Genomic DNA, 22,339 nt, shown 5'->3' with positions numbered 1-22,339 from the left:
GGCTTACAGCCGCTCGCGCGGTGTGTTGCAGGTAAAATAAGCCGAAAAAATCGGCTTACCGCCGCTCGCGAGGTGCGTGGCAGGTGAATAAGCCGAAAAAATCGGCTTACCGCCGCTCGCGCGGCACGAGGCAACTCAATAAGCCGCAAAACTCGGCTTACACCGCTCTCCGCAATGCGTGTCACGGCACTACACGCCTATCCGCCCGCGAGTGCAGGAATCACTACCGATACTACATTGCAAGAAACTGATGGATAAGGAAAGAGGATGTTGAATTTATGCTAACTGGCAAACAAAAACGTTACTTGCGCTCGATGGCGCATCATTTACAACCGATCTTCCAGGTCGGCAAAGGCGGAACGAACGATCATCTGGTGCGCCATATTGAAGAGGCGCTGGAGACGCGCGAGCTAATCAAGGTATCCGTTCTGAACAACTGCTTGGACGATCCGAGGGAAGTTGGCGCGGAGGTTGCGGAAGCGGCAGGCGCAGAGCTTGTTCAGGTCATTGGCAAAACAATCGTGCTCTACAAAGAGTCCAAGGATCACAAAACGATCGAGCTTCCGTAAGCAAGCAAGGAGGAGCGTCTGAAGTGAAGATAGGCATTATGGGCGGAACGTTCGATCCGATCCATATCGGGCATCTGATTGCCGCGGAATCGGCAAGAGAGCAGGCCGGGCTCGACGAGGTTTGGTTTATTCCTACCGCGGACCCGCCGCTGAAGGACAGGGCGCCCCGCGCAGCGGCCGAGCAACGCTATGAAATGGTGAGGCTCGCTGTAGAAAGCAATAGCCGGTTTCGCGTCCTCGACATCGAGAAGAAACGAGGCGGCGTCAGCTACTCGATCGATACGGTTACGGAGCTGCGGAAGCAATATCCCGGTCATACCTTTTCCTATATTATCGGATCGGACCGCATGAATGACTTGCCGAGGTGGCATCGAATCGGGGAATTATCGAAGCTGGCCGGCTTTATTGGCCTAGAACGTCCGGAAAATACGCTTCAGCTTGACGGCTTGCCTTCGTATTTGCGAGAGACGCTGCAGCTCGTTCGGATGCCTCAGATCGGCATATCCTCGACAGAGCTCCGGGAACGGCTTGCTGGAGGCCTCTCTGTCCGTTATCTAGTGACGGAGCCAGTCTTCGACTATATAAGGAGGCATCGATTATATGGACCGCGAAACGATGATTGAACGGGTGAAGGCGGAAATGCCGGAGCGCAGATGGCGCCATACCGAAGGGGTTATGTCGACGGCTATGCAGCTCGCGGAGCGGTACGGGGAAGATCCCGCGCGGGCGGAGCTCGCCGCTATTTTACATGACGTTGCAAAGTTTTGGCCGGTGGACCGCCAGGCGAAGGTTATACGGGACAACAGGCTTCAGCTGGATGTGCTCGAGTACGACAAGGAGCTGTGGCACGCGAGTGTCGGCGCTTGGGTGGCCGAGCATGATTACGGCGTAAGCGACGCCGAAGTGCTGGACGCGATTCGTTATCATACGTCCGGCCGCAGGGGGATGACCAAGCTGGAGAAAATCGTATGGCTGGCGGATTATATCGAGCCCGGCCGCGATTTTCCGGGCGTCGATGCCGTCAGGGCGCTTAGTCAGGAGCATTTGGAGAAGGCGATGATCGCCGCGTTTGACGGTACGATCGGATTCCTTATAGCAAAGGGCAAACGAATTTATCCGCTTACGATTGAAGCTCGGAATGGATTAATTGAAGAAATTGGCGGAAACTAGAGGTTGTACATAAAATGACAAGCGGATGCTTGTAAGGAAAGCTTTGTCACCCCAAACAGGCAGACGCTTACGAAGTATGTATGATGCGAAACAATAAAGGAGGCTTATATATTGGCATTAACAGCTGACAACTTGCTCAAAGCGGCGGTAAAGGCCGCAGAAGATAAAAAAGCGATGAACGTCGTCGCGCTCAGTCTCAAAGAAATTTCGCTCGTTGCGGATTATTTCGTCATCTGCAGCGGAAATTCGGACACGCAGGTGCAGGCGATTGCGACAGAGGTACGCAAGCAAGCAGAGCTGAGCGGCGTCCGTGTGCGCGGCATCGAGGGCATGGATTCCGCAAGGTGGGTGCTTATCGATCTGGGCGACGTGATCGTGCACGTCTTCCATCGCGACGAACGCGACTATTACAATATCGAACGGTTATGGTCGGACGCGAAGGTCGTGGAATTCGCATGAGCCTGACGGCTGGTCAGACCTATACGCTGAAAGTATCGCGCGAGGTTTCGCCGTACGGCTTCTTTTTAAGCGACGGGGAGACGGAGGTGCTGCTCCATTATACGGAGCTTGTCGGCTCGAAACCGGGCATTGGCAACACGGTAGAAGCGTTCATTTACTACGATTCGGAAGACCGGATCGCCGCCACGATGAAAAAGCCGCTGCTGCAGCTCGGAGAGCTTGCCCGCCTGCAGGTGGTTGATGTTCATCCTAGGCTTGGCTGCTTCCTGGAGATGGGACTTAGCCGGCATCTGCTTCTTCCGCTCTCGGAGCTGCCGGAAAACATTCAGTTCCGCCCCCTGCCGGGAGACGAAGTCTTTGTCATCATGAAGCACGACAAAGCCGGCCGTTTGATCGCCAAGCTTGCCTTTGAGGAAGATTTGGCGCCGCTGGTCTTCCAAGCGCCGGCAACATGGCGCAACACCTGGGTCGAGGGCTGGGTCACGAAGACGCTGCAGATGGGCTCTTTCGTCATCATTGACGGCGGAGTGGTAGGGTTTGGCGCCTATGGCCTGATTCCAAGCTCGGAGCGGACGAGGGCATTAAGGCTCGGTGAGCGTGTGCGCGCCCGCGTCACGTTTATCCGCGAGGACGGCCGCGTGAATCTGTCCATGACGGAACGCAAGGAGGTCGGCCGGCTCGAGGACTCGGAACGGCTGCTGGCGTTTCTCAAGGAGCGCCCGAACGGCGGGATGCCGTATTCCGACGAGACGGAAGCCGATATTATTAAGCAGCGTTTCGGCATCAGCAAGTCCGCCTTCAAGCGGGCGCTCGGCAAGCTGATGAAGGATGGGCTCGTAACGCAGAAAGGCAGCTGGACGTATTTGGTCACGCAAGAGGGCGCTGAAGGAGCTGATGCGGAATGACGCAATATGGACGGTTCGCGATGGTATACGACCAGCTCATGGAGGACATGCCCTATGCGGAATGGCTGGGCTTCGCCAGAGAAAGCTGGTCTCGTTACGGCATGCCGAAGACCGTTGTGGATTTGGGCTGCGGAACCGGCAGCCTTTCGATCCCGCTGGCGCGTTCGGGCTTCGACGTGTACGGCATCGATTTGTCCGCCGATATGCTCTCCGTGGCGCGGAGCAAATGGGACGAGTCCCCTCAGCAGGCGATACGGCCCCGCGTCGGCGCCATCCGCTGGCTGCAGCAGGATATGCGCGAATGGGAGCTCGCGGAGCCGGTTGATGCCGTTATTTCGTTTTGCGACTGCATGAACTACCTGACGGAGGAAGCGGATATCGAGTCGGCCTTCCGCGCAACGTACGCCGCGCTGAAGCCCGGCGGTTCTTTCCTGTTCGATATGCATCCGCCGAGCCAATTGATCCGTTATGCGGAGGAGCAGCCGTTCGTGCTGGACGAGAGGGATATCGCCTATATCTGGACTTGCGATTTCGAGGAATCGCGCTGTCAGATCGAGCATCATCTTACGATATTCGCCAGAGAACGGGATGCGGCGTTTTACCGGTTCGAGGAAACGCATCTGCAGCGGGCCTACAGCCCGGATTGGATCGAGGGGGCGCTGCGTAAAGCGGGGTTCCATACGGTCGACCGGTACGCAGATTTTAAGCTCCAGCCCGCCAGCGGCTCTTCAGAACGTTTATTTTTTGCGGCAATCAAATAGCACTTTTATATGCAGAAGGCTGTTCATACGCGATTCTGGCGCGTGTGAACAGCCTTGTTTTATTTCGCTAATGTCGAACAATGACGAAAAAAAGCAAATTGCCCTAAAGCTTCTGAATTTCGATTTCGTCGGACATCGACAGACCTCAAATGGCCGAAAAGGGCTGTTTTTTTACTCCCGGAGCGCGTCTTTCAGCCTGCTGTTCATGGCCGACGCGGCTGAAGTCCGGCGTGCGGCAGCCTCCCGTAAACGCTTGTTTTCTTCCCCTAAACGCAAACATTTTTCTTCCAGCTCATCCATATATTGCAGCAGCTCCGCATGCTCGCGCCCGGCCTCCCTGAACAGTCCGAGCAGCAGCGTGCGCGCTTCCTCGCGCGTAAGTTTAGACTCCATAGCAGCCTCCAATTAACATAAAAATGTCACTATCCCATCATAGCGATTTCTGATAGAATAGTCGAGTGCGCCGTAAAATTCGTCTCATAGAATCTCCATATTTTTCATTGACGAGACCTATATCTTGATGTAAAATCAAAAACATGACACAAGATATTGATGGATATGGTGATTTTTTAATCTACTTCTAGTATATCCAGAGGAAGCGCGACAGCCGGCTTAGCGGCGGGCAGGAGCGCTTTTTGATTGCTAAAATTCAGTAGGGGAGCGGACAAGCGGTGTTGGTTGTTTACGATTCAAAAACAGGCAATGTCAAACGTTTCATCAATAAACTGAATATGCGGGCGGTGCAAATCGACGAGCATCAGCAGGTGGACGAGCCCTTCGTTCTCGTCACCTACACAACGGGGTTCGGACAAGTGCCGGAGAAGGTAAATTCCTTCCTTGCCAAGAACCACAAGATGCTGCGCGGGGTATCCGCAAGCGGCAATCGAAACTGGGGGCCCGGCTTCGCCAAAAGCGCGGATACGATCTCTCAAAAATATGATGTTCCTGTCCTTTTAAAATTTGAATTGTCGGGAACAAGTCAAGATACGCAACATTTTGTCGAAAGGGTGCGGGCCATTGAAGCATATTGAACTGAACAACGAATTGATGCAACGCGGAGCGGACGGTTTTTATCAGCTGGACAAAGATAAAGAGGCAGTTAAAGCCTTTATGGAGGAAATTGATCAGAAAAGCGTCAAATTCGCTTCCCTTCGCGAGAAGCTGGATTACCTCATTACGAACGACTACTATGACAATGTTTTCGAAAAATATACATACGAGCAGGTGGAGGCGGTCTTTAATCTGACGGCCAGCAGCGGCTTCGAGTTCCAGTCTTACATGGCGATCTCCAAGTTCTATAAGGACTACGCCTTGAAGACGAACAACAAGGCGCAGTACCTGGAGCAGTATCCGGACCGCGTCGCGATCGTCGCGCTGCATCTCGGGGAAGGCGACGCCGACCGCGCTCTTCGTATCGCGGAAGCGATGATCGAGCAGCGTCTGCAGCCGGCAACGCCAACGTTCCTGAATGCGGGCAAGAGCCGCCGCGGCGAGATGGTATCCTGCTTCCTGCTGGAGATGGACGATTCCCTCAACTCGATCAACTACGTGCTCGGCACTTGCATGCAGCTGTCCAAAATCGGCGGCGGCGTAGCCGTCAACCTGTCGAAGCTGCGCGGACGCGGCGAGCCGATCAAAGGCGTGGAAGGCGCGGCAAAGGGCATTATGCCGGTGCTGAAGCTGATGGAGGACGCATTCTCCTACGCCGACCAAATGGGGCAGCGCAAAGGCTCCGGAGCAGGCTATTACAATATTTTCGGCTGGGATATTATCGAATTCCTGGATTGTAAGAAAATTAACGCGGACGAGAAATCACGCATTAAGACCTTGTCGATCGGTCTGATCATTCCGAACAAGTTCTACGAGCTCGCTGCGCAGAATAAGCCGCTCGTCGTATTCGGGCCGCATTCCGTTCACAAGGCATACGGACAGCATTTGGACGACATGGATATGGACGTTATGTACGAAGAGCTTCTCGCGAACGACAAGATTACGAAGAAGACCGTCATGAACGCGCGCGACATGCTGACGAAGATCGCATCGATTCAGCTGGAATCCGGTTACCCGTACATCATGAACAAATCGAACGCAAACAGCGTGCATGCGCTGAAGGATATCGGCTCGATCAAGATGTCCAATCTGTGTACGGAAATTTTCCAGCTGCAAGAGACATCGGAAATTAACGACTACGGCTTCGACGACGTCATTCGCCGCGACATCAGCTGCAACCTGGCGTCTCTCAATATAGTAAACGTAATGGAACGCAAAAAAGTGAGGGACTCCGTCCATGTCGGCATTGAAGCGCTGACGACGGTCAGCGACTTGTCCCAAATCGACAACGCGCCAGGCGTTCGCAAAGCGAATGAAGAGCTGCATTCCGTCGGTCTTGGCGCGATGAACCTGAACGGCTATCTGGCGAAAAACAAGATCGCTTACGAAAGCGATGAGGCGAAGGACTTCGCGAGCACGTTCTTTATGATGATGAATTTCTACTCCTTGGAGAAAAGCATGGAGATCGCCAAAGAGCGCGGCGAAACGTTCAAGGATTTCGATCGTTCCGAATACGCGAAGGGCACGTACTTTACGCGTTACCTGGAGACGGATTTCCGTCCGAAGACGGACCGCGTGAAGGAGCTGTTCGAGGGCATCTACATCCCGTCTCCTCAGGATTGGGCGGAGCTTAAGGAGAAGGTTCAGACATACGGCTTGTACCATGCCTACCGTCTGGCAATCGCGCCTACGCAAAGCATCTCGTATATCCAAAACGCGACTTCGAGCGTTATGCCGATCGTCGAGCATATCGAGACGCGCACGTACGCCAACTCGACAACTTATTATCCAATGCCTTATCTGTCGCAGGATAATTTCTTCTATTACAAATCGGCGTACAACATCAACCAGTTTAAGCTGATTGATCTGATTTCCGAAATCCAACAGCATGTGGATCAAGGCATCTCCACTGTCTTGCACGTGAACAGCAACGTGACGACACGCGAGCTTGCGCGCTTCTACGTCTATGCTGCGCAGAAGGGCCTCAAGTCGCTTTATTACACAAGAACGAAGCGCCTCTCCGTTGAGGAGTGCACAAGCTGCGCCGTTTAAGCGGGCTGACGATTACTTGATTACGTAGCGAGAAGGAGAATACGATATGAAAGCAGTTAACTGGAATCGTCCGGACGACGATTTTACGCTGACATTCTGGCAGCAGAACGTCATGCAGTTCTGGACGGACGAAGAGATTCCATTATCCGACGATAAAATGGACTGGATGGAAATGTCCGATGACGAGCGCACGCTCTACAAAAACGTGCTGGGCGGCCTGACGCTGCTCGATACGATTCAAGGCGGCGTCGGCATGCCTAAAATTTTGGAGCATGTGGACGGCCTGCAGCGCAAAGCGGTATTGGCGTTCATGTCCATGATGGAGCAGATCCACGCGAAGTCGTACAGCAGTATTTTTACAACGCTTGCTTCCGGGGAAGAGATCGACGCGATCTTCAAATGGGTGGAGGAAAATCCTCAGCTCCAGAAAAAAGCGAAGCTTATCTCGTCCTGGTACACGAATATTACGGGACCGAAAGAGCTGTACAAAGCGATGGCCGCTTCGGTATTCCTGGAAAGCTACTTGTTCTACAGCGGCTTCTTCTACCCGCTCTACTTGGCTGGCCAAGGCAAAATGACGAGCAGCGGCGAGATCATCGATTTGATTCTCCGCGACGAGAGCATCCACGGCTTGTACGTAGGCGTGCTGGCGCAGGAGCTGTTTGCAACCTTCAGCGCGGAAGAGCAAGCTGCGCTGCAGGAAGAGGTGAAGGCGCTGCTGCTGGAGCTGTACGATAATGAAGTTGTATATACGGATCATCTGTACAGTCCGATCGGACTCGAGGAAGAAGTGAAGGCGTATGTCCGCTACAACGCGAACAAAGCGCTGATGAACTTGGGACTCGAGCCTCATTTCCCGGAAGAGCCGGTCAACCCGATCGTCTTCAACGGCATCAGCACGCATACGAAGCAGCATGACTTCTTCTCGAAGAAGGGCAACGGCTATGTTCGCACGATTCACGTCGAGCCGCTGAACGATGAAGATTTTGTGTTCAACTTCTAAACGGACAGCTTGACTCATACATTCAAACTAGATCGCTCTCGACTATGCCCTGCGGCAAGGCGGGGGCGATTTTGCATGTTACTCGCAATCAAAACGGTCTTAGGGAACAACAACTAGAGAGGGAGGTTTATCGGCTTATGAAGTCTGTCTCCGTTCAAGATGTAGCGGCGCGCTTCGGGCTGGAGGTGCTCGCTGGGGCCGATCATTTGGACAGAAAAATCGTTAAAGCAAGAGCCTACCGGCCAGGCTTGGAATTTGTCGGCTACTTCGAATATTTTCCGCAAGAGCATGTGCAGGTGCTCGGCAAAAAGGAAATTACGTATCTTCACCGTTTAACGGAAGCGGAGCGAAATCATCATATCGGCAATATCGTCAAATACCACCCTCCCTGCTTTATCGTGACAAGAGGACAGGAAGGGCTCAAATATTTGACGAAATATTGCGTCGAAGAAGGGATCCCGCTGCTTCGGACGAAGGAAGCGACGGCGGCATTTTTAGGGATGCTGGACGCGTATTTAATCAAGGCGCTTGCTCCGGAAATCGCTGTGCACGGCGTCTGTCTGAACGTATCCGGCATCGGAATTTTGCTTCGCGGCAAATCCGGCGTCGGCAAAAGCGAAACGGCTCATACGTTAATAAGGCGCGGACACCGTCTTGTGGCGGATGACATCGTCGTGCTGAAGAAGCTGAGTCCACAGACGCTTCTCGGCAGCCATAACGAAAAAACGAAGGAATTTTTGGCGCTTCGCAGCGTAGGTCTCATCAATGTCGTCCGGTTGTACGGCAGGAAGGCTTTTCAGGATGAAACCCGGATAACGCTTGATATTGAGCTGACCAAGTGGCGCGACAACGAGCTGAACAACGATCTCGATCTGGAGCCGACGTTCGTCGACTATATGGGCGTGAAAATTCCCCATCTCGAAATTCAGCTCCAGCCGGGCCGCGATGTCGCGGGGTTAATCGAGGCTGCCGCAAATAACTGGTACTTGAAGCAGCAGGGGTACAGCGCGGCGGAAGATTTCATGAAGCGGCTTGAGGGAGATTAGCTTATTTAGAATGGATTAATTTTTGAAAGAGCTATCCTTAATTTGGGAATTTATGCTACACTAATGGATGGGTAAGCTCATCCTAACGCCAACGTCTGACCAATCAAAAGCGTAAGCTTTAAGGAGGAAGAACGCGTGGAAAACTGCTCGATCATCACGAAGCCTGAACTGCATCTTGTCGGAATCAGCTATTGCGGCCCTTACTCATCCTTTCCGGATGAAGCGATTCGGCTGCAGACGGAGTTTCTTGCCAGAAAGCACGAATTAAACGATGCTGTGAGGTCAACCGTGCTGTACAGCCCTTATTTCGGCAATGAAGCGTTCGCAACCTACTGGGCATGCTACGAGGTGCATCATATCGAGGAGCTTCCTCCAGGAATGGTTCAGTTTACGATCCCGGCGCACCGGTATGCGATGGTCGTTTGCAGCGGCAAGCGAATCGGAGAAGGCTATGAGCAATTGTTTGCCTGGATGAATGAACAGAAGCTTCAAAAGGATGAAAAAGCGGTGTCGCTCGAGCTGTTCTATATTGATGAGCAGCATTGGGAAGAAGAGCCGGTAGAGCTGCTGATTCCGCTTAAGGATTAATGACGCAAAGAGCTTGCGAGGAGCAGGTTCTTTTTCTTTTTTGAACAGGAGGGTTTGCTGCAGATGGGAATGGAGCTGCATATTGTAGATGCGTTTACGAAGGAGAAGTTTGCCGGGAATCCTGCCGCCGTATGTGTAGTGGAGCAGGGGATGGCCGATGAACGGATGGCTGCGATAGCGGCGGAGATGAACCTGTCGGAGACGGCTTTTTTACGCAAAATGGACGGGGGATATGAACTGCGGTGGTTTACGCCGAAGGCGGAGGTGGATCTGTGCGGTCATGCTACGCTTGCGGGGGCACATACGCTTTGGGAAACGGAGCGGCTCGGGGATGGAGAGGACGCTGTTTTTTATACGCGGAGCGGCGTATTGACCGTCACCCGCCGCGGGGAATGGATGGACATGGATTTCCCAAGCGAACCGGCAGAGCCGGTAACAGCGCCTAAGGAGCTGATCGAGGCATTGGGGCTGATCCCGCGTTTTGTCGGGCGGAATCGGATGGATTTTTTGGTGGAGGTGGATAGCGAGGAGACGGTGCGTTCATTGCAGCCGGACTTCGATTTACTGAAGCGGCTCCAGGCTAGAGGCGTCATCGTGACGAGCGCCGCTTCACGGAGCAAGCACGCGCAACAAGACCCCGGTACGCAGTACGACATTGTATCCCGCGCGTTTTTTCCGGGGATCGGCATAGCCGAAGATCCCGTTACGGGCTCCGCGCATTGCGCGCTTGCCCCGTATTGGGGCCGGCGGCTGCGGAAGGAAGAGCTGTCGGGCTGGCAGGCGTCGGAGCGCGGAGGGCTGGTCCGTATGAGGCTGGCCGGCGAGCGCGTCATCCTGTCCGGCCAAGCTGTCACCGTGCTCCGCGGCGAGCTTGCGGATTGAGCGGAACCGTAAGCCGTAAAAATCGGCTTACTGAAGCTTGCTAAGCGGCTGTACGCTCGGTAGGCCGTAAAGATCGGCTTACCTGTAGCTTGCGCAGCATCTAAGACCTCGTTCCGGCAGGAAGCAGCAACAAAAAAAGCAAGGTCGCTCTAACGGACCTTGCTTTTCGTCTTTATTTCATGCCTTTCAAGGATGCGGGGATCGATTTGTAGGCGGTGACTCGGTTTTTGCCGTTTGTTTTGGAGAAGTACATCGCTTCGTCCGCCAGCTTGACCAGCTCAGGGACGGAGCTGCTTTCTTTGGTTGTGCTGAAGCCGACGCTGACGGTCACGATCGTCTCCTCTTCGACGCGTTTGCGGATCGATTCCGCGACGGTATCCGGCTTCACGCGGTCAGTACTGATACAGGCCAGCAGCTCTTCGCCGCCGTAACGTCCAGCCGATCCAATGCCGCTCGATTCTTCCTTAATAATCTCGGCTACGCGCTTCAGGACGCCGTCCGCCTTGTGATGGCCTTGCGTGTCATTCAGCTTTTTAAAGTTATCGATGTCGCAAAAAATGACGGCCGCCGATTTGCTGGCCGCCAGCAGACCTTCCGCTTTGCTCGTGAAATGCCTGCGGTTGTACAAGCCGGTCAGACCGTCTACGATCGAGGATTGGTAGGTTGACAGCAGCCGGTCAATCACCCATTCGAACAGCAGCATGAACAGCAGCGAGTAATAGGCGATCGGAAGCAGCAGCGCGAACAGCTGGAAAAAGGGCTGCGAGCCGTGAAAAATATACGCATCAGCCGCGCGGGACAGTTCGTACACAAAAAATACGATTAATGCCGAATAAAATTTTGTATTCATATCAGCCGTTCTCGTCGCCAGCAATATAATAAGAGTAACGACGATGCTGTAGACATCCAGCATAGGGAAGTTGAAGCCGGCGGCCGTGCGCGCTGCGGGATCGAAGGGCTGAACCGCGAACTGCACGATGGCGATAATAACCGTAAGCAGCACCATGATCGTAAAAGGCGTAATCTTCAGCTGGGCGGACCGGTATGTATATAATTTCATAAACACAAAGTTTATAATGATAAAGGAAACGATATGGAGCGCGCTGGACAATAGATAGAACCAAGGAGAGAGCTTCCAGCCTGGAAAAGCAAGCCCGACAAGGGTGCACTGCCTCAGGACGGCAAGCGCAATGGCCGTAATGAGCAAGCTGTATGTTTGTTTATTGCGGTAACTGACGAACAGCTTGATCGACATAAACAGCATCAAGCCTAAAACAACGATGACGGAGCAAGAAGAAAAAAGCTGGCCGTTCGGACCTGTCAGCCATTGCATAATTGTCATATGGAAACCACCATTATATCGAAATGTATTCAAGCTTTACAGAAACATACGTTCTATTATATCATAATTTAGTAGTTTAGATAGTGTAAAGTTATCCTACATCCTTCGAAGCGAACTCTGCTTTAGAAACTTTCAGGAGCTGGACTTATGAACATTTTGCAGGCATTATTTTTCCCTCCGGAGCAGCCCGGAGGCGTATCGTCCATGATCCCTTATATTCAAGATCGCTTCCTTAAGCTGGGATGGGGCATGGAGCTGTTCTCCCTGCCGAAGCGCGTAAGAAACAAAGGTCAAGAAGAAGTCGTATTCCAAACCTTCGATTATACCGAATATATCGGCAATTCTCTAATCGATAAATATATTCAAACGTATAAAGATTACGTCTGGTGGACGCGGATGCGCATTAAGAAGCCGTACGATATTATTCACGCGCATCATCCGATCGCTGCGCTTGTCATGAAGCAGCTGTTCCCGGATACCCCGCTTGTAGTGACGGTGCATTCCAGCTACGAGCGGGAGCTCATCTTGAACGGCAAGATCAAAGAAGGCGGTCCGGAGCATCGGTTCCTTACCTCGATCTACCGGGAGCTGGAGTCGAAAGCGGATAAGCTGATGACCGTATCGGAATCGTTCCGCAGCTATCTGACTCCGTATGTGGAATGGCCGGAGCGCATTAAGGTTATACCGAACGGCTTCGACGAAAAAAGATTTAAGCCGATCGCGCACGAAAACGAAGTGACGCAGCTGATTACGGTGTGCAGGCTTGTTCCGGCCAAAGGACTTGATGTTCTGCTGCATGCGTGCGCGGAGCTGAAGCAGCGGGGCTGTCCGTTCGTTCTTCATATTATCGGGGACGGTCCGATTCGGAAGGAGCTCGAGGATCTCGCGCAGGAGCTGGATTTGTATAATGACATCATTTTTTATGGATACATGCTCCATCCGGAAGAATTTATGCCGTTTTTCGATGTGTTCGTGCTTCCATCCAGAGCGGAGGCGTTCGGTTCCGTATTCGCCGAAGCGGCGCTCTGCTGGCTGGCGCTTGTGGGGACGAATGTCGGCGGTATAGCCGAGCAGATCGAAGACGGTGTAAACGGGCTGCTTGTTCCGCCTGAGAATGCTGCCGCGCTTGCGGACGCGCTGGAGAAGGTCGTCGCGGATCCCACTTATCGGTATAATCTGGCGCGCGCGGGATGGGATAAGGCGAAAAAGGTTTATTCCTTGCAGCGCGTGATCTCGCAGCTGAAGAAAGTATATAACGAAGTGAAAGCGAAGCCGCTGCAGGAGTAGCGGCCGCTTTGTCTTTTATGGAAACAGAAAGCATAGGAAGGCAGGTGGATTTAAGGTGAACCCGTCCTTTCGTTTTATTCACGCCGCCGATCTGCATTTGGACAGTCCGTTCCGCGGGCTAGCCAAAGCTCCCGACGCAGTACGGGAGGCTTTGGCGGACTCTACATTTGCGGCCGTTAGAAGATTAACGGATACGGCAATTGCGGAAAAGGCGGATTTTATCGTCATTGCCGGCGATTTATTCGATGAAGCTGACCGTTCGCTGAGAGCCCAGCTTGCCCTGCTTAAGGAATGGGAACGGCTTGAGCGGGAAGGCGTTGCCGTATTTGCGATCCATGGCAATCACGATCATCTGGGTGGAAAGCGGGCGCAGCTTACGCTTCCTCGCAACGTACATCTTTTTGGCGCGGACAGCGTGTCGCATAAACCGGCCTTTAGCCGTAACGGAGAGCTTGCGGCGTTTGTTTACGGTTTGTCCTATGGGCAACGGGCGGAGACCCGCAACCTTGCCGCCTCATACCGATTGGAGACCGGAGCCCCGTTTCACATCGGGCTTTTGCACGCCAATGTCGGCGGCAATCCGGCGCATGACGCCTACGCGCCTTGTTCCATCGATGAGCTTGCGGCCAGCGGCTTTGATTATTGGGCGCTCGGCCACATCCACAAGCGGGAGCTGCTTTACGAATATCCCCATATCGTGTATCCGGGCAATATTCAAGGCAGGAACCCGAGAGAAACGGGGGCAAAAGGCTGCTGCGTGATCGATGTGTCGGAGCAGAAGCGAGTCGAGATCCGCTTTGTGCCGCTGGACACCGTCAGATGGGCGGAGAGGGAGGTTTCAATTGAGGGAGCTTCGACGGAGCAGGAGCTTCTTAGACGCCTTCAACGTACGGTCGCAACGATTCGGGAGGAGGAAGAAGGACGTTCGATCATGCTTCGGCTGCGGCTGCAAGGAAGAGGAGAGCTCTATTCGAAAATAAACCAGCCGCTAGCGCTAGACGCGCTGCTTGGGGAACTGCAGGCAGGCGAGCCGCTTGAGGATGCGCCATGGGTTTATTGTTACAGCATAACTTCTCAAATCGGCGCTCCGATCGACTGGGAAGCGTTATCGGCAGAGGAAAGCTTTGCGGGCGTGCTGCTCCGCCTCAGCCAGCAGCTGGAGCGGGACGAGGAGAAGTGGCAAGCTTTTGCGCAAATCGCGCTCGAGGATGTTAGGCTTCACGCGAAGCTGGGACGGATAGGCCGCGAGAAATGGGACAAGCTCCCGGCAGAATGGCTGGAGCAAGCGAAGGAGCTGACGCTGGGTCTAATGACCGCATCCGACGGCCGCGCGAGGCGGGAATAATGGAATTGACAAAAGCTTGTATGAACGCAAGGGGGCTTTGCGATGAAGCTGATAGAAGCTCATATCGAAGGCTTTGGACGACTTAGCAGCCGGAACCTCCGTATGGATGCGCCGGTTATTATCGTATATGGCCCAAATGAGGCGGGCAAAAGCACGTTATTCGGATTTTTGCGAACGATGCTTTATGGCTTTGCCAGGAGGTCCAGTCAGGTCGAGCGCGGCGAGCCTGTGTACGGAGGAAGACATGGCGGGCGGCTGATGTTCGAGACGGATTCGGGGGCTCGGTTTCTAGTGCTTCGGCACGCCGATGAGGCCGGCGGGAAGCCGCGTATACGTAGGCTAAGCGACGAGGCGGCTGCAGGAGCAGGGGCAAGTCATGCGCTGCAAGAATTGGTCATGGAGCAAAAGCTTTGGGAGAGCGAGTTTCTGGGCGGCATTCATGAACGGTTATATCGAGGGCTGTTCGCCATTACGCTCACGGAGCTGCAGGAGGTTAGCCTTCTGTCCGGCAGCGAGCTGGGACGGCATTTGTATCAAGCCGGCTGGGAAGGCGGCGCGGCGATCGCCTCGGCGGAGAAAGAAATTGCGCGCGAGATGGACGCGCTGTTCAAAGCGAGAGGCTCCAGCCAGCGGATAAACGCGGGCTTGCGAGCATTGGAGCAGGCGGATACCGAGCTGAAGAAGATCGCCGACGGGATCGAAAGCTACAACCGCCTCAAAGCCCAGGAAGAGGATACGGAGAAAGCGATCGCCGAAATTGCAGCTCAACTGCCTGCCGTGCGAGAGAAGCTCCGTACGGTGCGGAAAGCCGCGCAGCTGCGATCCTCTTGGCTGCGCAGAAAGCTTCACGCTGCGGAGAGAGAGAAGCTGCAATATACGGAACGGTTGTCGCCGGGAACCGAGCTGGAGTGGGAGGAGCTGCAGCGGGGCAGGAATGAAGCGGAGCAGCGGACTCAGCAGCTGGAGCAGGAGCTCGAGCTGCTGGAAAGGCAGAGAAGCGGTCTTCATTACGACTCCGGGCTTTTGGAGAAGGCGGCAAAAACGGAAGCGGCTCTGCAATCAGCCGAACGGATGCGGGCGCTGGAGCTTCAGCTAATGGAATGGGACACGGAGCTTGGCTCGTTGGATGCCGCGATTGGTCAGCTAGTGGCGAGTATATCCCCAGAGTGGACGGAGCGGCAGCTCCGCGAGCTGACGGTTACGCTGGCTGACCGGGATGATGTCCGCGGCGCCCGCGAGCGGGAGCAAGCCTTCCGCCGCTCAGCGGAGCGTTTGGAGGCGGAGATGGAGACGCTGCGCACGCAGGAGCGGGAGCTGGCCGGCCAGCTGGATGCGGCGGAGCTGGCATGCCGGAACGCGCAGAGGAGATTGGACGAGAGCGGGAACGGCCGCTTCGGGATAAAGTCATTAACGAGACCTGCGTTGACAGCGGCATGGGATGCGCTGGACGAAGCGCTTCGCGAGTGGGAGGTAGAGCAGGCTCAGAACCGTCACTTAAGCCAAGAAGCGGAGCCGAAAAGCGCAAAAGGGACGCTGGTGCCTGCTTTCGCGCTGGCGGGAGCCGCTGTTGCGCTTGGAGCGGCGTCGGCCGGCGGATGGCTTGGCCCATCGGCAGGATTGGCGGCTGCCGCTGGTGTAGCGCTTGGAGGAGCGGCAGCTGGCCTGTTTGTTCGCTCATTATGGCTTGGCGGACAATTACAAGGGAGTAGAAGCCGCCCTTCGAACGGCAGAAGCGGCAGGAACGCGCAGCGCAGAGGTTCAACGCAGGCTGAAGCCAGCGTTCGGCATGCGCTGTCCTCCCTCATAACGGAAGCCGCTGCTTATGGAGAAAGCGATTGGCAGAAGCTGCTCCACCGCTCTTCCGGTGACGGAGCAGCCGCCTTGCGCGCAGCTCTGCGGCGGGAAGTGCAGGAGAGGCTGGATGCGATAGACGAATGCGATAAAGCGGAGCAGCGGCGTTTGGAATGCGACAGCAGGCTGCAGCGCCAACGGCAAGTTTTGGGACAGCGCGTCGCCGCCGCCAAGGAGCTGCGGGAGAAAGAGGAAGCGTCAGCGGCGGCATGGCGGATGTGGCTTCAGCAGCGGTCGCTTCCGGCTTCGATGTCGCCGGAGGCGGCGCTGGAAGCGTTCGAGCTTGCAGAATCGGCGCTGGAGAAGCTTGGTCAATTCGACAGGCTGTCCGCCAAAGCGGCTGCCGCCCGTAAGGAGCTGTCCGATTACTCGGAGGAGGCGTCAAGGCTATGCGCCGGCTTGCAGGAAGCGGAGCGCGCGATGCGGGAGAATCCCGTGTATGCCTTGCAAACGTTATATGCCGAGATCAAGCGTCATGCGGCGATTGCCGATGAAGCTCGGGAAGTTCACACGCGCCGGCAGCAGGCGGCATTGGAATTGGAGGCTGCGCGTCAGGAGCATGAACAGCTATCGCAATCGATAAGGAAGATGCTGTCGGAATCCGGACTGTCCGCAGAATCGGAGTTCGTGCGGGCCCTTATGGATCTTAGAGCGCTGGAAACGTTAGACGGAGAGCTGCTCAAGCTGGATATTGAATTAGCGGCCGGGTCGAGCGGGCAGGAGCGGCAGGAGGTAGAGAAGCTTCTGGAGTATTATGACGAGCAGGAGCTGGCGGAACAGCTGGAGCAGCTGACAAGCGAAGAGAGCAGGCTGACGATGCAGCAGCAAGAGCTGCTCGAACGCCGAGGCGCCCTAAAGGGAGCGCTTGAGAGCTTGCTGCAAGAGGATGAACGTCAGCGCCTGCTTGCTGGACGCGAAATGATCGCGGCGAGCCTGGACGCCGATTTGGAACGTTACGCTGTGCTTTCGATCAGCAAGGCGCTGATCGACCGAACCAAGCGAATATACGAAGAGGAGCGGCAGCCGGCGTTGCTCCGCAATGCATCCCGGTATATGAGCCGGCTGACGAGCGGGCGCTATATTCGTGTTAGCGCCAACTCTTCGGAGCCCGGCATTCGTGTGGAGGACCTGCGGCATACTGTGCTGGACAGCAGCTTCTTAAGCCGGGGCACCGCGGAACAGCTTTATCTAGCCATGAGGCTTGCGCTTGCGAAAGAATCGTCGGCCGGCGTGAAGCTGCCTCTCATGCTGGATGATCTATTCGTTAATTTTGACGGAAGCCGGCTGCAGGCAGCCGCCCGGCTGATGGCAGAGCTGTCGGAGGAACGTCAAATCTTATTTTTCACGTGTCATGAACGAACGCGCGATTCGCTGCTAGCTGCTTGTCAGGGGGCGAGACTAGTTGATTTGACGCCTTCTTCAGGAGTGCCTGTAGGAGACTTTCCTTCGAACCATTAAGTACAGCCATCCTAAGCTGATTAAGCCAAAGAGAGGGTACAGGGTGGACAATAGCGGCCCGAATCCGATCTGGCTCGCCAAATAACATAGGGCGAGTATGCCCAGTGTAAGCATTTCGCGGGACCACTTCAATCGCTCCTCCAATTGAAGCGTTAACCCGTAAATATCCGCAATCAGCGTCGTAAAGATTTCGGAGAAAATAAGGAAGATATAAATAAACTGTACGTAATAGCCGAGTTCGCGGGCGATGCCGCCCATCGGGATCGCAAATTGCTGAATGCCTGGCATGTAAACCGATAAAGCAAAATGTCCAGCCATCAGCATAAAGCCGATTCCGATGCCGCCTGCCCAGGAGCCGGCTACTATTGTTTTTTTGTCGCGGATTTCTGCGCCAAGTGGCACAAGAACGGCTTGGGCCAGTGATAAATTAAAGGCGGTGTACAAAAACGGGGAGGCCCATGCGGCCCATATCGAGTGGTCTGTCGTAAGCGTGATAAATTTACTCGAGCCTGGCGTTTGGAATGTATCGATGATGACAAGAACGGTGAACAGCAGCATGACGGGAACCACGATTGCATTCACCGTCAAAATCGCTTTCATGCCTTTCCTCAGCAGAAGAAAGCTGCCCGCGATCGTGATGAGCAGGCCGACTTGATAAGGCAAATTCCAATGCTCGTAGAAGATGGTGCCCGCGCCGGCTAGCATAACGGCCGTAACGCCGAGCAGCACAACAAGCATGAAGTGGCTGATCAGCCGTCCGAAGCGGGGACCGAACAGCGCAATATTAAGGTCTTCATAGGATTTAGCGCGAATTTCGCTGGCGACAAGCATCATCTTGGTGCCGAGCCAAATAAACAGTCCTGTAGCAATTGCGATAGTGAACGTGCCCCAATACCCGAATTTCGTAAAAAACTGCAAAATTTCTTGCCCCGTCGCAAAGCCCGCGCCTACGATCGTCCCCATATAAGTAAAAGCGATATGCAGCACATTGCCCGCCCGTTTCCGCATCTATACCTTCCCCCGTTCCAACTGCTTGCTATATATAGGTAAGGTATGTCCGAAACGAGACAAGCATGACAAGTATATAGGAGTGGTATGTAAAATTTTTCTAGTGGATCGAGCCTTTCATCATCCGTTTGCAAGCAGCTTCATCGATACGATCTCATTCGAGTCCGGGTTCACATCCAGCTTCAATGTCGCGCCTTCCGCATCGTAAATGAGCAAATAATCGGTCGCCGATGTCGGTTTGCCGAGCGCGTCAACCGCCTTCTCCGTTTTATTGCCGATACGAAGACCGTTTAATCCTGCAGCGATTTGCGGTTCGTAGACTTCGACGAATTGAACCGTATGATTCTTGTTCATGCCGACCGAAAATCCTTCGTATTCCAGCACGGTAACCGTTCCAGCCGGATCTTCGAGCGAATAACGGTCGATCTCCTGTCCGTAACGGTCAGCAACCGTATCGCTGCTATCCCCGATGGCCGTGCCATTAAGCGTCGGAAGCGACTTGTCCCATTTCCCCGGCTCTGTTTCGTGATCCTCCTTCGGATGTCCGTCCTGCTGCGCGCCCGAGGTTTCGGTAGAAGCTTTTTGATCCGGGACTTGAGCGGGAGAAGGATGATCCGTCTTGCTCTCGTTATCGAAATAGGACTTTTGCGGACTGTCTGCTTCGCTTGGCTGCTCAGCGGCTAATCCGCCGGCGTCTTCATCTATATTATTCTCACTCTGACAACCGGTTAAGCTAATGGCAAGAACGGCCAGAGCAGCGAACATCCAATGGCTCGATAGCGGCCTGTTCCGTTGTTTGTTCATCTTCGCTCCTCCATTTCAATTCTTTCTATTATAGACGCAAATTTGTCCGCAAAGTTGCCTTTTTTACTCAGAACATTCTCTAGATTGTTGCTGTAACAAAATCGTGTTGCGTTGATTGCTAAACCTATGGTACTTTATCGAAAAGGGTTTTTTGGCGGAGGTTATCATTCATGGAAAAATTGAAACAACGTATATTGGAACAATCGTCGATTCTTTCGAGCGATGTGCTTCGGATGGACGCCATCATCAACCACCAGGTTGATCCGAAGCTTACGATGGAGATGGGGCAGGAATTCGCCAAGAAATTCGCAGAGTACGGCATAACAAAGGTAATCACGATCGAATCGTCCGGCATTCCGGCGGCATTCGCAACCGCTTATGAGCTAGGCGTACCGCTCGTGTTTGCAAGAAGGAAAAAAACGTTGATTGCAGATCCGGATGCTTATATCGAGCGGGTTCCTTCCTTCACCAAAGGGATGGTAACCGATATTATGGTTTCGAAGGAGTTTTTATCCAGCGAGGATAAATTGCTCTTCATTGACGATATTATCGCCAATGGCGATGCCGCCCGCGGTTTGATCAAAATTATCGAGCGCTCAGGGGCAACGCTGGCGGGGATGGGTGTCGTTGTAGAAAAGTCGTTCCAGAGCGGGGGAAGGATGCTTCGCGAGCAGGGGATTAAGGTGGAAGCGCTCGTTAAGATTGCTTCGCTGGACAACGGCAAAATAAAATTTGAGTAAGATGTTCCAGTCGCTTGACACTTTCCCCGAGCGGTTATTTCGCTTATAATGAAGTTCAAGTGATCGAGGGGAGGCATAATTCATGGGGAACATGTCGGCAGATTTTTTGAATGCGAAGTTAAATGATGCCAAAGTGCATTTCGAGAGAGCTCTCGATTGCAAACATACGGAGTTTGATGATCTATATCCTTATATGATCGAGCATCCGCAATTTTTCTGGTACAAACGATATGTCGCTTGGTCAGAATTGCTTACCATCGTGAAGCTATGCGATGAGCTGGAAGTGGAATGGCAGGCTCAGTTCACAAAGAAGCAAGCCGAATATATTACAGGCCGCGTCATGTCCTCGCGCGTTTTGGACGAATGGTACGAAACGAACCGGGAGCATGTCGGTTAATTCGAATAGCATACAAGATGAAACCTCAATGAGTCGGGAAATAGGATCATTGAGGTTTTTTTTGTATAATAGGATTGGAAGTTTTTTCACAATGATCAGTATGGAAGGGAGCACGTGGATTAATGGTGTCAGAGGAACAGCTCGACGCGTTCCGGATTTCCGGCGAAACCGTCCGAGTCGTACGTGACGAGATTGAAGCCAATGATGTGTTAGGCATCGTAGTCGCTTGGGATGAATCTTCCGTCGTCATCCGAAAGCCAAGCAGACGCGTCGTAAAGCTTAGCCGGTCTTACCGTTATATTCCTGCGTCGGAGGAGCGGCATAGCGGCGTTTAAACATAAGATTTAACCCAAACAGGGAAATTATTCGAAGGAGTGATCAGAATATGAAGTGTCCCGTATGCGATGATGTCAAAATGAGGGAAGTGCAGAAGGAAGACGTGCTTATCGATGTGTGCCCAGAATGTAAAGGCGTCTGGCTGGACCGCGGCGAGCTGGAAAAGCTGATGCAAGGCGTTCGCGAGGTACGGCAGGATTACGAACGCATGGAGCAGCACATGCAGAAGGACGCGACTCCGTACAATCCGCAATCGGCGCCGTCTGGAGGGTTTGGCTCAAGCCAGCCGTATACGAACCCGCCGAGCGGTCAGCCGTTCGGTAACCCGCAAGGCGGAAGCCAGAACGGTCCAAGCTTCGGCGGCGGACAGCCTTATGCGAGCCCGCAGCAGGGCGGATTCGGCGCGGCGCCTCCGACGCCTGGCAGCCACGGCAGCTACAGCCCGCCGCCGGCTGGGTATGGATCCGGTCAACCGTCCAATCCAGGTTATCCCCCGCCGCAAAATTATGGCCATGGCTACGGGAAAGACCATTATGGCTATGACAAATATGGCAGACCTTATAAGAAAAAGAAAACGGTGCTCGACGTTTTCGGCGATCTGTTCGATTAAAAAACCAGCCGGGGGAAACCTCGGTTGGTTTTTTTTTTTTTGAAAAAATAAATTTGCTGCTTACAAAAAATGATAATGCAAATTATTTTATATCATGATAGCATCCAAAATGTAGAAAATAATGCAGGTAAGAGGAAGATGAAGCGATGAAAACAAGAGTTGATATGCTCCCGAACTACCGCATTGCCTATATGCGGCACATTGGTCCATATGGTCCTTCCAATGCGCAAATCATGGAAAGCCTAAAGAAATGGGCACAGGAAGAAGGCCTTCTTACGGAATCGGCTATTTTATTCGGAATCCCGCAAGACAACCCCCGGACAACGCTTCCTGAGAAGTGCAGATACGATGCCTGTATCGTTATTCCTGAAGATTTCCTTATGAATGAGGACGGCATTTGCGAGGGTAAGCTGCTCGGCGGCGAATATGTTCTATTTAAAATTAAACATACGGCAGAAGAAATTCAAAAAGCTTGGGCGGAAATATTTCCGGCATTGCACAGCATGGGTGTGACCGTTGACGATAAACCGATTTTGGAGGTATATACTGGCAACATGCTGCTTAATGACTATTGTGAAATAGGCGTGCCGATCAAATCGTCTTAAAGGAAGATTTCGATATCAGGTTGACAGGCGAAAAAAATCCAGGTATCATCATGCTTAATCGTAATAATTAC

23 protein-coding genes and 1 pseudogene are annotated in these 22,339 nt (G+C 53.6%); 20 read left to right on the top strand and 4 right to left on the bottom strand.

Translation table 11 applies throughout. The features are described from left to right. The first annotated feature begins 278 nt into the window (after positions 1 to 278). From yhbY to D3P08_RS04520, 6 genes are all read left to right on the top strand, one after another. A complete protein-coding gene (yhbY, locus tag D3P08_RS04545) occupies positions 279 to 569 on the top strand; it encodes a ribosome assembly RNA-binding protein YhbY (RefSeq protein WP_119598255.1) in 291 nt (96 codons plus the stop codon). A gap of 23 nt (positions 570 to 592) precedes the next feature. Then, positions 593 to 1,192 carry a nicotinate-nucleotide adenylyltransferase gene (gene nadD / locus D3P08_RS04540; protein WP_119598254.1) on the top strand — a complete coding sequence of 200 codons (600 nt, stop codon included), beginning with the start codon at positions 593 to 595 and terminating at the stop codon, positions 1,190 to 1,192. Next, positions 1,170 to 1,739 (top strand): bis(5'-nucleosyl)-tetraphosphatase (symmetrical) YqeK, encoded by a 570-nt coding sequence (gene yqeK, locus D3P08_RS04535; RefSeq protein ID WP_119598253.1) that lies wholly within the window; start codon positions 1,170 to 1,172, stop codon positions 1,737 to 1,739. The genes nadD and yqeK overlap by 23 nt, the downstream gene beginning before the upstream one ends. Positions 1,740 to 1,850: 111 nt before the next feature. After that, on the top strand, positions 1,851 to 2,198 hold the full coding sequence (gene rsfS / locus D3P08_RS04530; protein ID WP_119598252.1) for a ribosome silencing factor: 348 nt from the start codon (positions 1,851 to 1,853) through the stop codon (positions 2,196 to 2,198). Further along, positions 2,195 to 3,103 carry a CvfB family protein gene (locus tag D3P08_RS04525; protein ID WP_119598251.1) on the top strand — a complete coding sequence of 303 codons (909 nt, stop codon included), beginning with the start codon at positions 2,195 to 2,197 and terminating at the stop codon, positions 3,101 to 3,103. Before rsfS ends, D3P08_RS04525 begins: the two co-directional genes overlap by 4 nt. Next, positions 3,100 to 3,864: a class I SAM-dependent DNA methyltransferase gene (locus D3P08_RS04520; protein ID WP_119598250.1), complete on the top strand. Its 765-nt coding sequence runs from the start codon at positions 3,100 to 3,102 to the stop codon at positions 3,862 to 3,864. Before D3P08_RS04525 ends, D3P08_RS04520 begins: the two co-directional genes overlap by 4 nt. A gap of 171 nt (positions 3,865 to 4,035) precedes the next feature. On the opposite strand, the gene D3P08_RS04515 is transcribed toward D3P08_RS04520, so the two are convergent. Beyond that, the gene (locus D3P08_RS04515; RefSeq protein ID WP_119598249.1) at positions 4,036 to 4,257 is read right to left on the bottom strand and encodes a hypothetical protein; all 222 of its coding nucleotides are present in this window, start codon (positions 4,255 to 4,257) and stop codon (positions 4,036 to 4,038) included. 278 nt (positions 4,258 to 4,535) lie between these two features. Here D3P08_RS04515 and nrdI point away from each other — a divergent pair, with 278 nt between their 5' ends. The 6 genes from nrdI (at position 4,536) to D3P08_RS04485 (ending at position 10,485) form a co-directional block, all read left to right on the top strand. Continuing rightward, positions 4,536 to 4,895 (top strand): class Ib ribonucleoside-diphosphate reductase assembly flavoprotein NrdI, encoded by a 360-nt coding sequence (gene nrdI / locus D3P08_RS04510; RefSeq protein ID WP_119598248.1) that lies wholly within the window; start codon positions 4,536 to 4,538, stop codon positions 4,893 to 4,895. Next, on the top strand, positions 4,882 to 6,966 hold the full coding sequence (nrdE, locus tag D3P08_RS04505; protein ID WP_119598247.1) for a class 1b ribonucleoside-diphosphate reductase subunit alpha: 2,085 nt from the start codon (positions 4,882 to 4,884) through the stop codon (positions 6,964 to 6,966). The genes nrdI and nrdE overlap by 14 nt, the downstream gene beginning before the upstream one ends. A 46-nt stretch (positions 6,967 to 7,012) precedes the next feature. Beyond that, complete coding sequence (nrdF, locus tag D3P08_RS04500) at positions 7,013 to 7,969, top strand: class 1b ribonucleoside-diphosphate reductase subunit beta (protein ID WP_119598246.1); 957 nt, start codon at positions 7,013 to 7,015, stop codon at positions 7,967 to 7,969. A 137-nt stretch (positions 7,970 to 8,106) separates the two neighbouring features. Continuing rightward, positions 8,107 to 9,015, top strand: coding sequence for an HPr(Ser) kinase/phosphatase (gene hprK, locus D3P08_RS04495; protein WP_119598245.1), 909 nt, complete (start codon positions 8,107 to 8,109; stop codon positions 9,013 to 9,015). Between the two features lie 135 nt (positions 9,016 to 9,150). Next, entirely contained in the window at positions 9,151 to 9,603 is a 453-nt protein-coding gene (locus tag D3P08_RS04490; RefSeq protein WP_119598244.1) for a GyrI-like domain-containing protein, read from the top strand. A 63-nt stretch (positions 9,604 to 9,666) separates the two neighbouring features. Further along, positions 9,667 to 10,485, top strand: a complete 819-nt coding sequence (locus tag D3P08_RS04485) for a PhzF family phenazine biosynthesis protein (protein WP_119598243.1) — start codon at positions 9,667 to 9,669, stop codon at positions 10,483 to 10,485. A 172-nt stretch (positions 10,486 to 10,657) separates the two neighbouring features. Here D3P08_RS04485 and D3P08_RS04480 read toward each other — a convergent pair whose 3' ends face one another. Continuing rightward, entirely contained in the window at positions 10,658 to 11,827 is a 1,170-nt protein-coding gene (locus tag D3P08_RS04480) for a GGDEF domain-containing protein (protein ID WP_119598242.1), read from the bottom strand. A gap of 147 nt (positions 11,828 to 11,974) precedes the next feature. Here D3P08_RS04480 and D3P08_RS04475 point away from each other — a divergent pair, with 147 nt between their 5' ends. The 3 genes from D3P08_RS04475 to D3P08_RS04465 are packed head-to-tail and all read left to right on the top strand — an operon-like array spanning position 11,975 to position 17,768. Further along, complete coding sequence (locus D3P08_RS04475) at positions 11,975 to 13,114, top strand: glycosyltransferase family 4 protein (RefSeq protein WP_119598241.1); 1,140 nt, start codon at positions 11,975 to 11,977, stop codon at positions 13,112 to 13,114. A gap of 55 nt (positions 13,115 to 13,169) precedes the next feature. After that, entirely contained in the window at positions 13,170 to 14,459 is a 1,290-nt protein-coding gene (locus D3P08_RS04470; protein ID WP_119598240.1) for a metallophosphoesterase family protein, read from the top strand. A gap of 42 nt (positions 14,460 to 14,501) precedes the next feature. After that, complete coding sequence (locus D3P08_RS04465; protein ID WP_119598239.1) at positions 14,502 to 17,768, top strand: AAA family ATPase; 3,267 nt, start codon at positions 14,502 to 14,504, stop codon at positions 17,766 to 17,768. On the opposite strand, the gene D3P08_RS04460 is transcribed toward D3P08_RS04465, so the two are convergent. Both D3P08_RS04460 and D3P08_RS04455 read right to left on the bottom strand, forming a co-directional pair. Continuing rightward, entirely contained in the window at positions 17,730 to 18,776 is a 1,047-nt protein-coding gene (locus tag D3P08_RS04460; protein ID WP_119598238.1) for a YkvI family membrane protein, read from the bottom strand. The two genes, D3P08_RS04465 and D3P08_RS04460, sit on opposite strands and share 39 nt — an antisense overlap. A 120-nt stretch (positions 18,777 to 18,896) precedes the next feature. Then, positions 18,897 to 19,580: a hypothetical protein gene (locus tag D3P08_RS04455; protein ID WP_119598237.1), complete on the bottom strand. Its 684-nt coding sequence runs from the start codon at positions 19,578 to 19,580 to the stop codon at positions 18,897 to 18,899. 170 nt (positions 19,581 to 19,750) lie between these two features. On the opposite strand from D3P08_RS04455, the gene D3P08_RS04450 reads away from it, so the two are divergent. The 5 genes and pseudogenes from D3P08_RS04450 to D3P08_RS04430 all read left to right on the top strand — a co-directional run bounded on the left by D3P08_RS04450 (position 19,751) and on the right by D3P08_RS04430 (position 22,268). Further along, positions 19,751 to 20,320 (top strand): xanthine phosphoribosyltransferase, encoded by a 570-nt coding sequence (locus tag D3P08_RS04450; RefSeq protein ID WP_119598236.1) that lies wholly within the window; start codon positions 19,751 to 19,753, stop codon positions 20,318 to 20,320. Between the two features lie 82 nt (positions 20,321 to 20,402). Beyond that, positions 20,403 to 20,717 carry a hypothetical protein gene (locus tag D3P08_RS04445; RefSeq protein ID WP_119598235.1) on the top strand — a complete coding sequence of 105 codons (315 nt, stop codon included), beginning with the start codon at positions 20,403 to 20,405 and terminating at the stop codon, positions 20,715 to 20,717. Positions 20,718 to 20,839: 122 nt separating this feature from the next. Further along, positions 20,840 to 21,052, top strand: coding sequence for a hypothetical protein (locus D3P08_RS04440; RefSeq protein WP_119598234.1), 213 nt, complete (start codon positions 20,840 to 20,842; stop codon positions 21,050 to 21,052). A 50-nt stretch (positions 21,053 to 21,102) separates the two neighbouring features. Then, positions 21,103 to 21,258, top strand: a pseudogene (locus D3P08_RS27665) (TFIIB-type zinc ribbon-containing protein); the annotation flags it as partial. A 551-nt stretch (positions 21,259 to 21,809) separates the two neighbouring features. After that, on the top strand, positions 21,810 to 22,268 hold the full coding sequence (locus D3P08_RS04430; RefSeq protein WP_119598232.1) for an AraC family transcriptional regulator: 459 nt from the start codon (positions 21,810 to 21,812) through the stop codon (positions 22,266 to 22,268). Positions 22,269 to 22,339 lie beyond the last annotated feature (71 nt).

The organism is Paenibacillus nanensis, from assembly GCF_003583765.1.
Lineage (GTDB): Bacteria > Bacillota > Bacilli > Paenibacillales > Paenibacillaceae > Pristimantibacillus > Pristimantibacillus nanensis.
The sequence above is the reverse complement of the archived record's forward strand: the minus strand, read 5'-3'. Positions and strand labels throughout refer to the sequence as shown.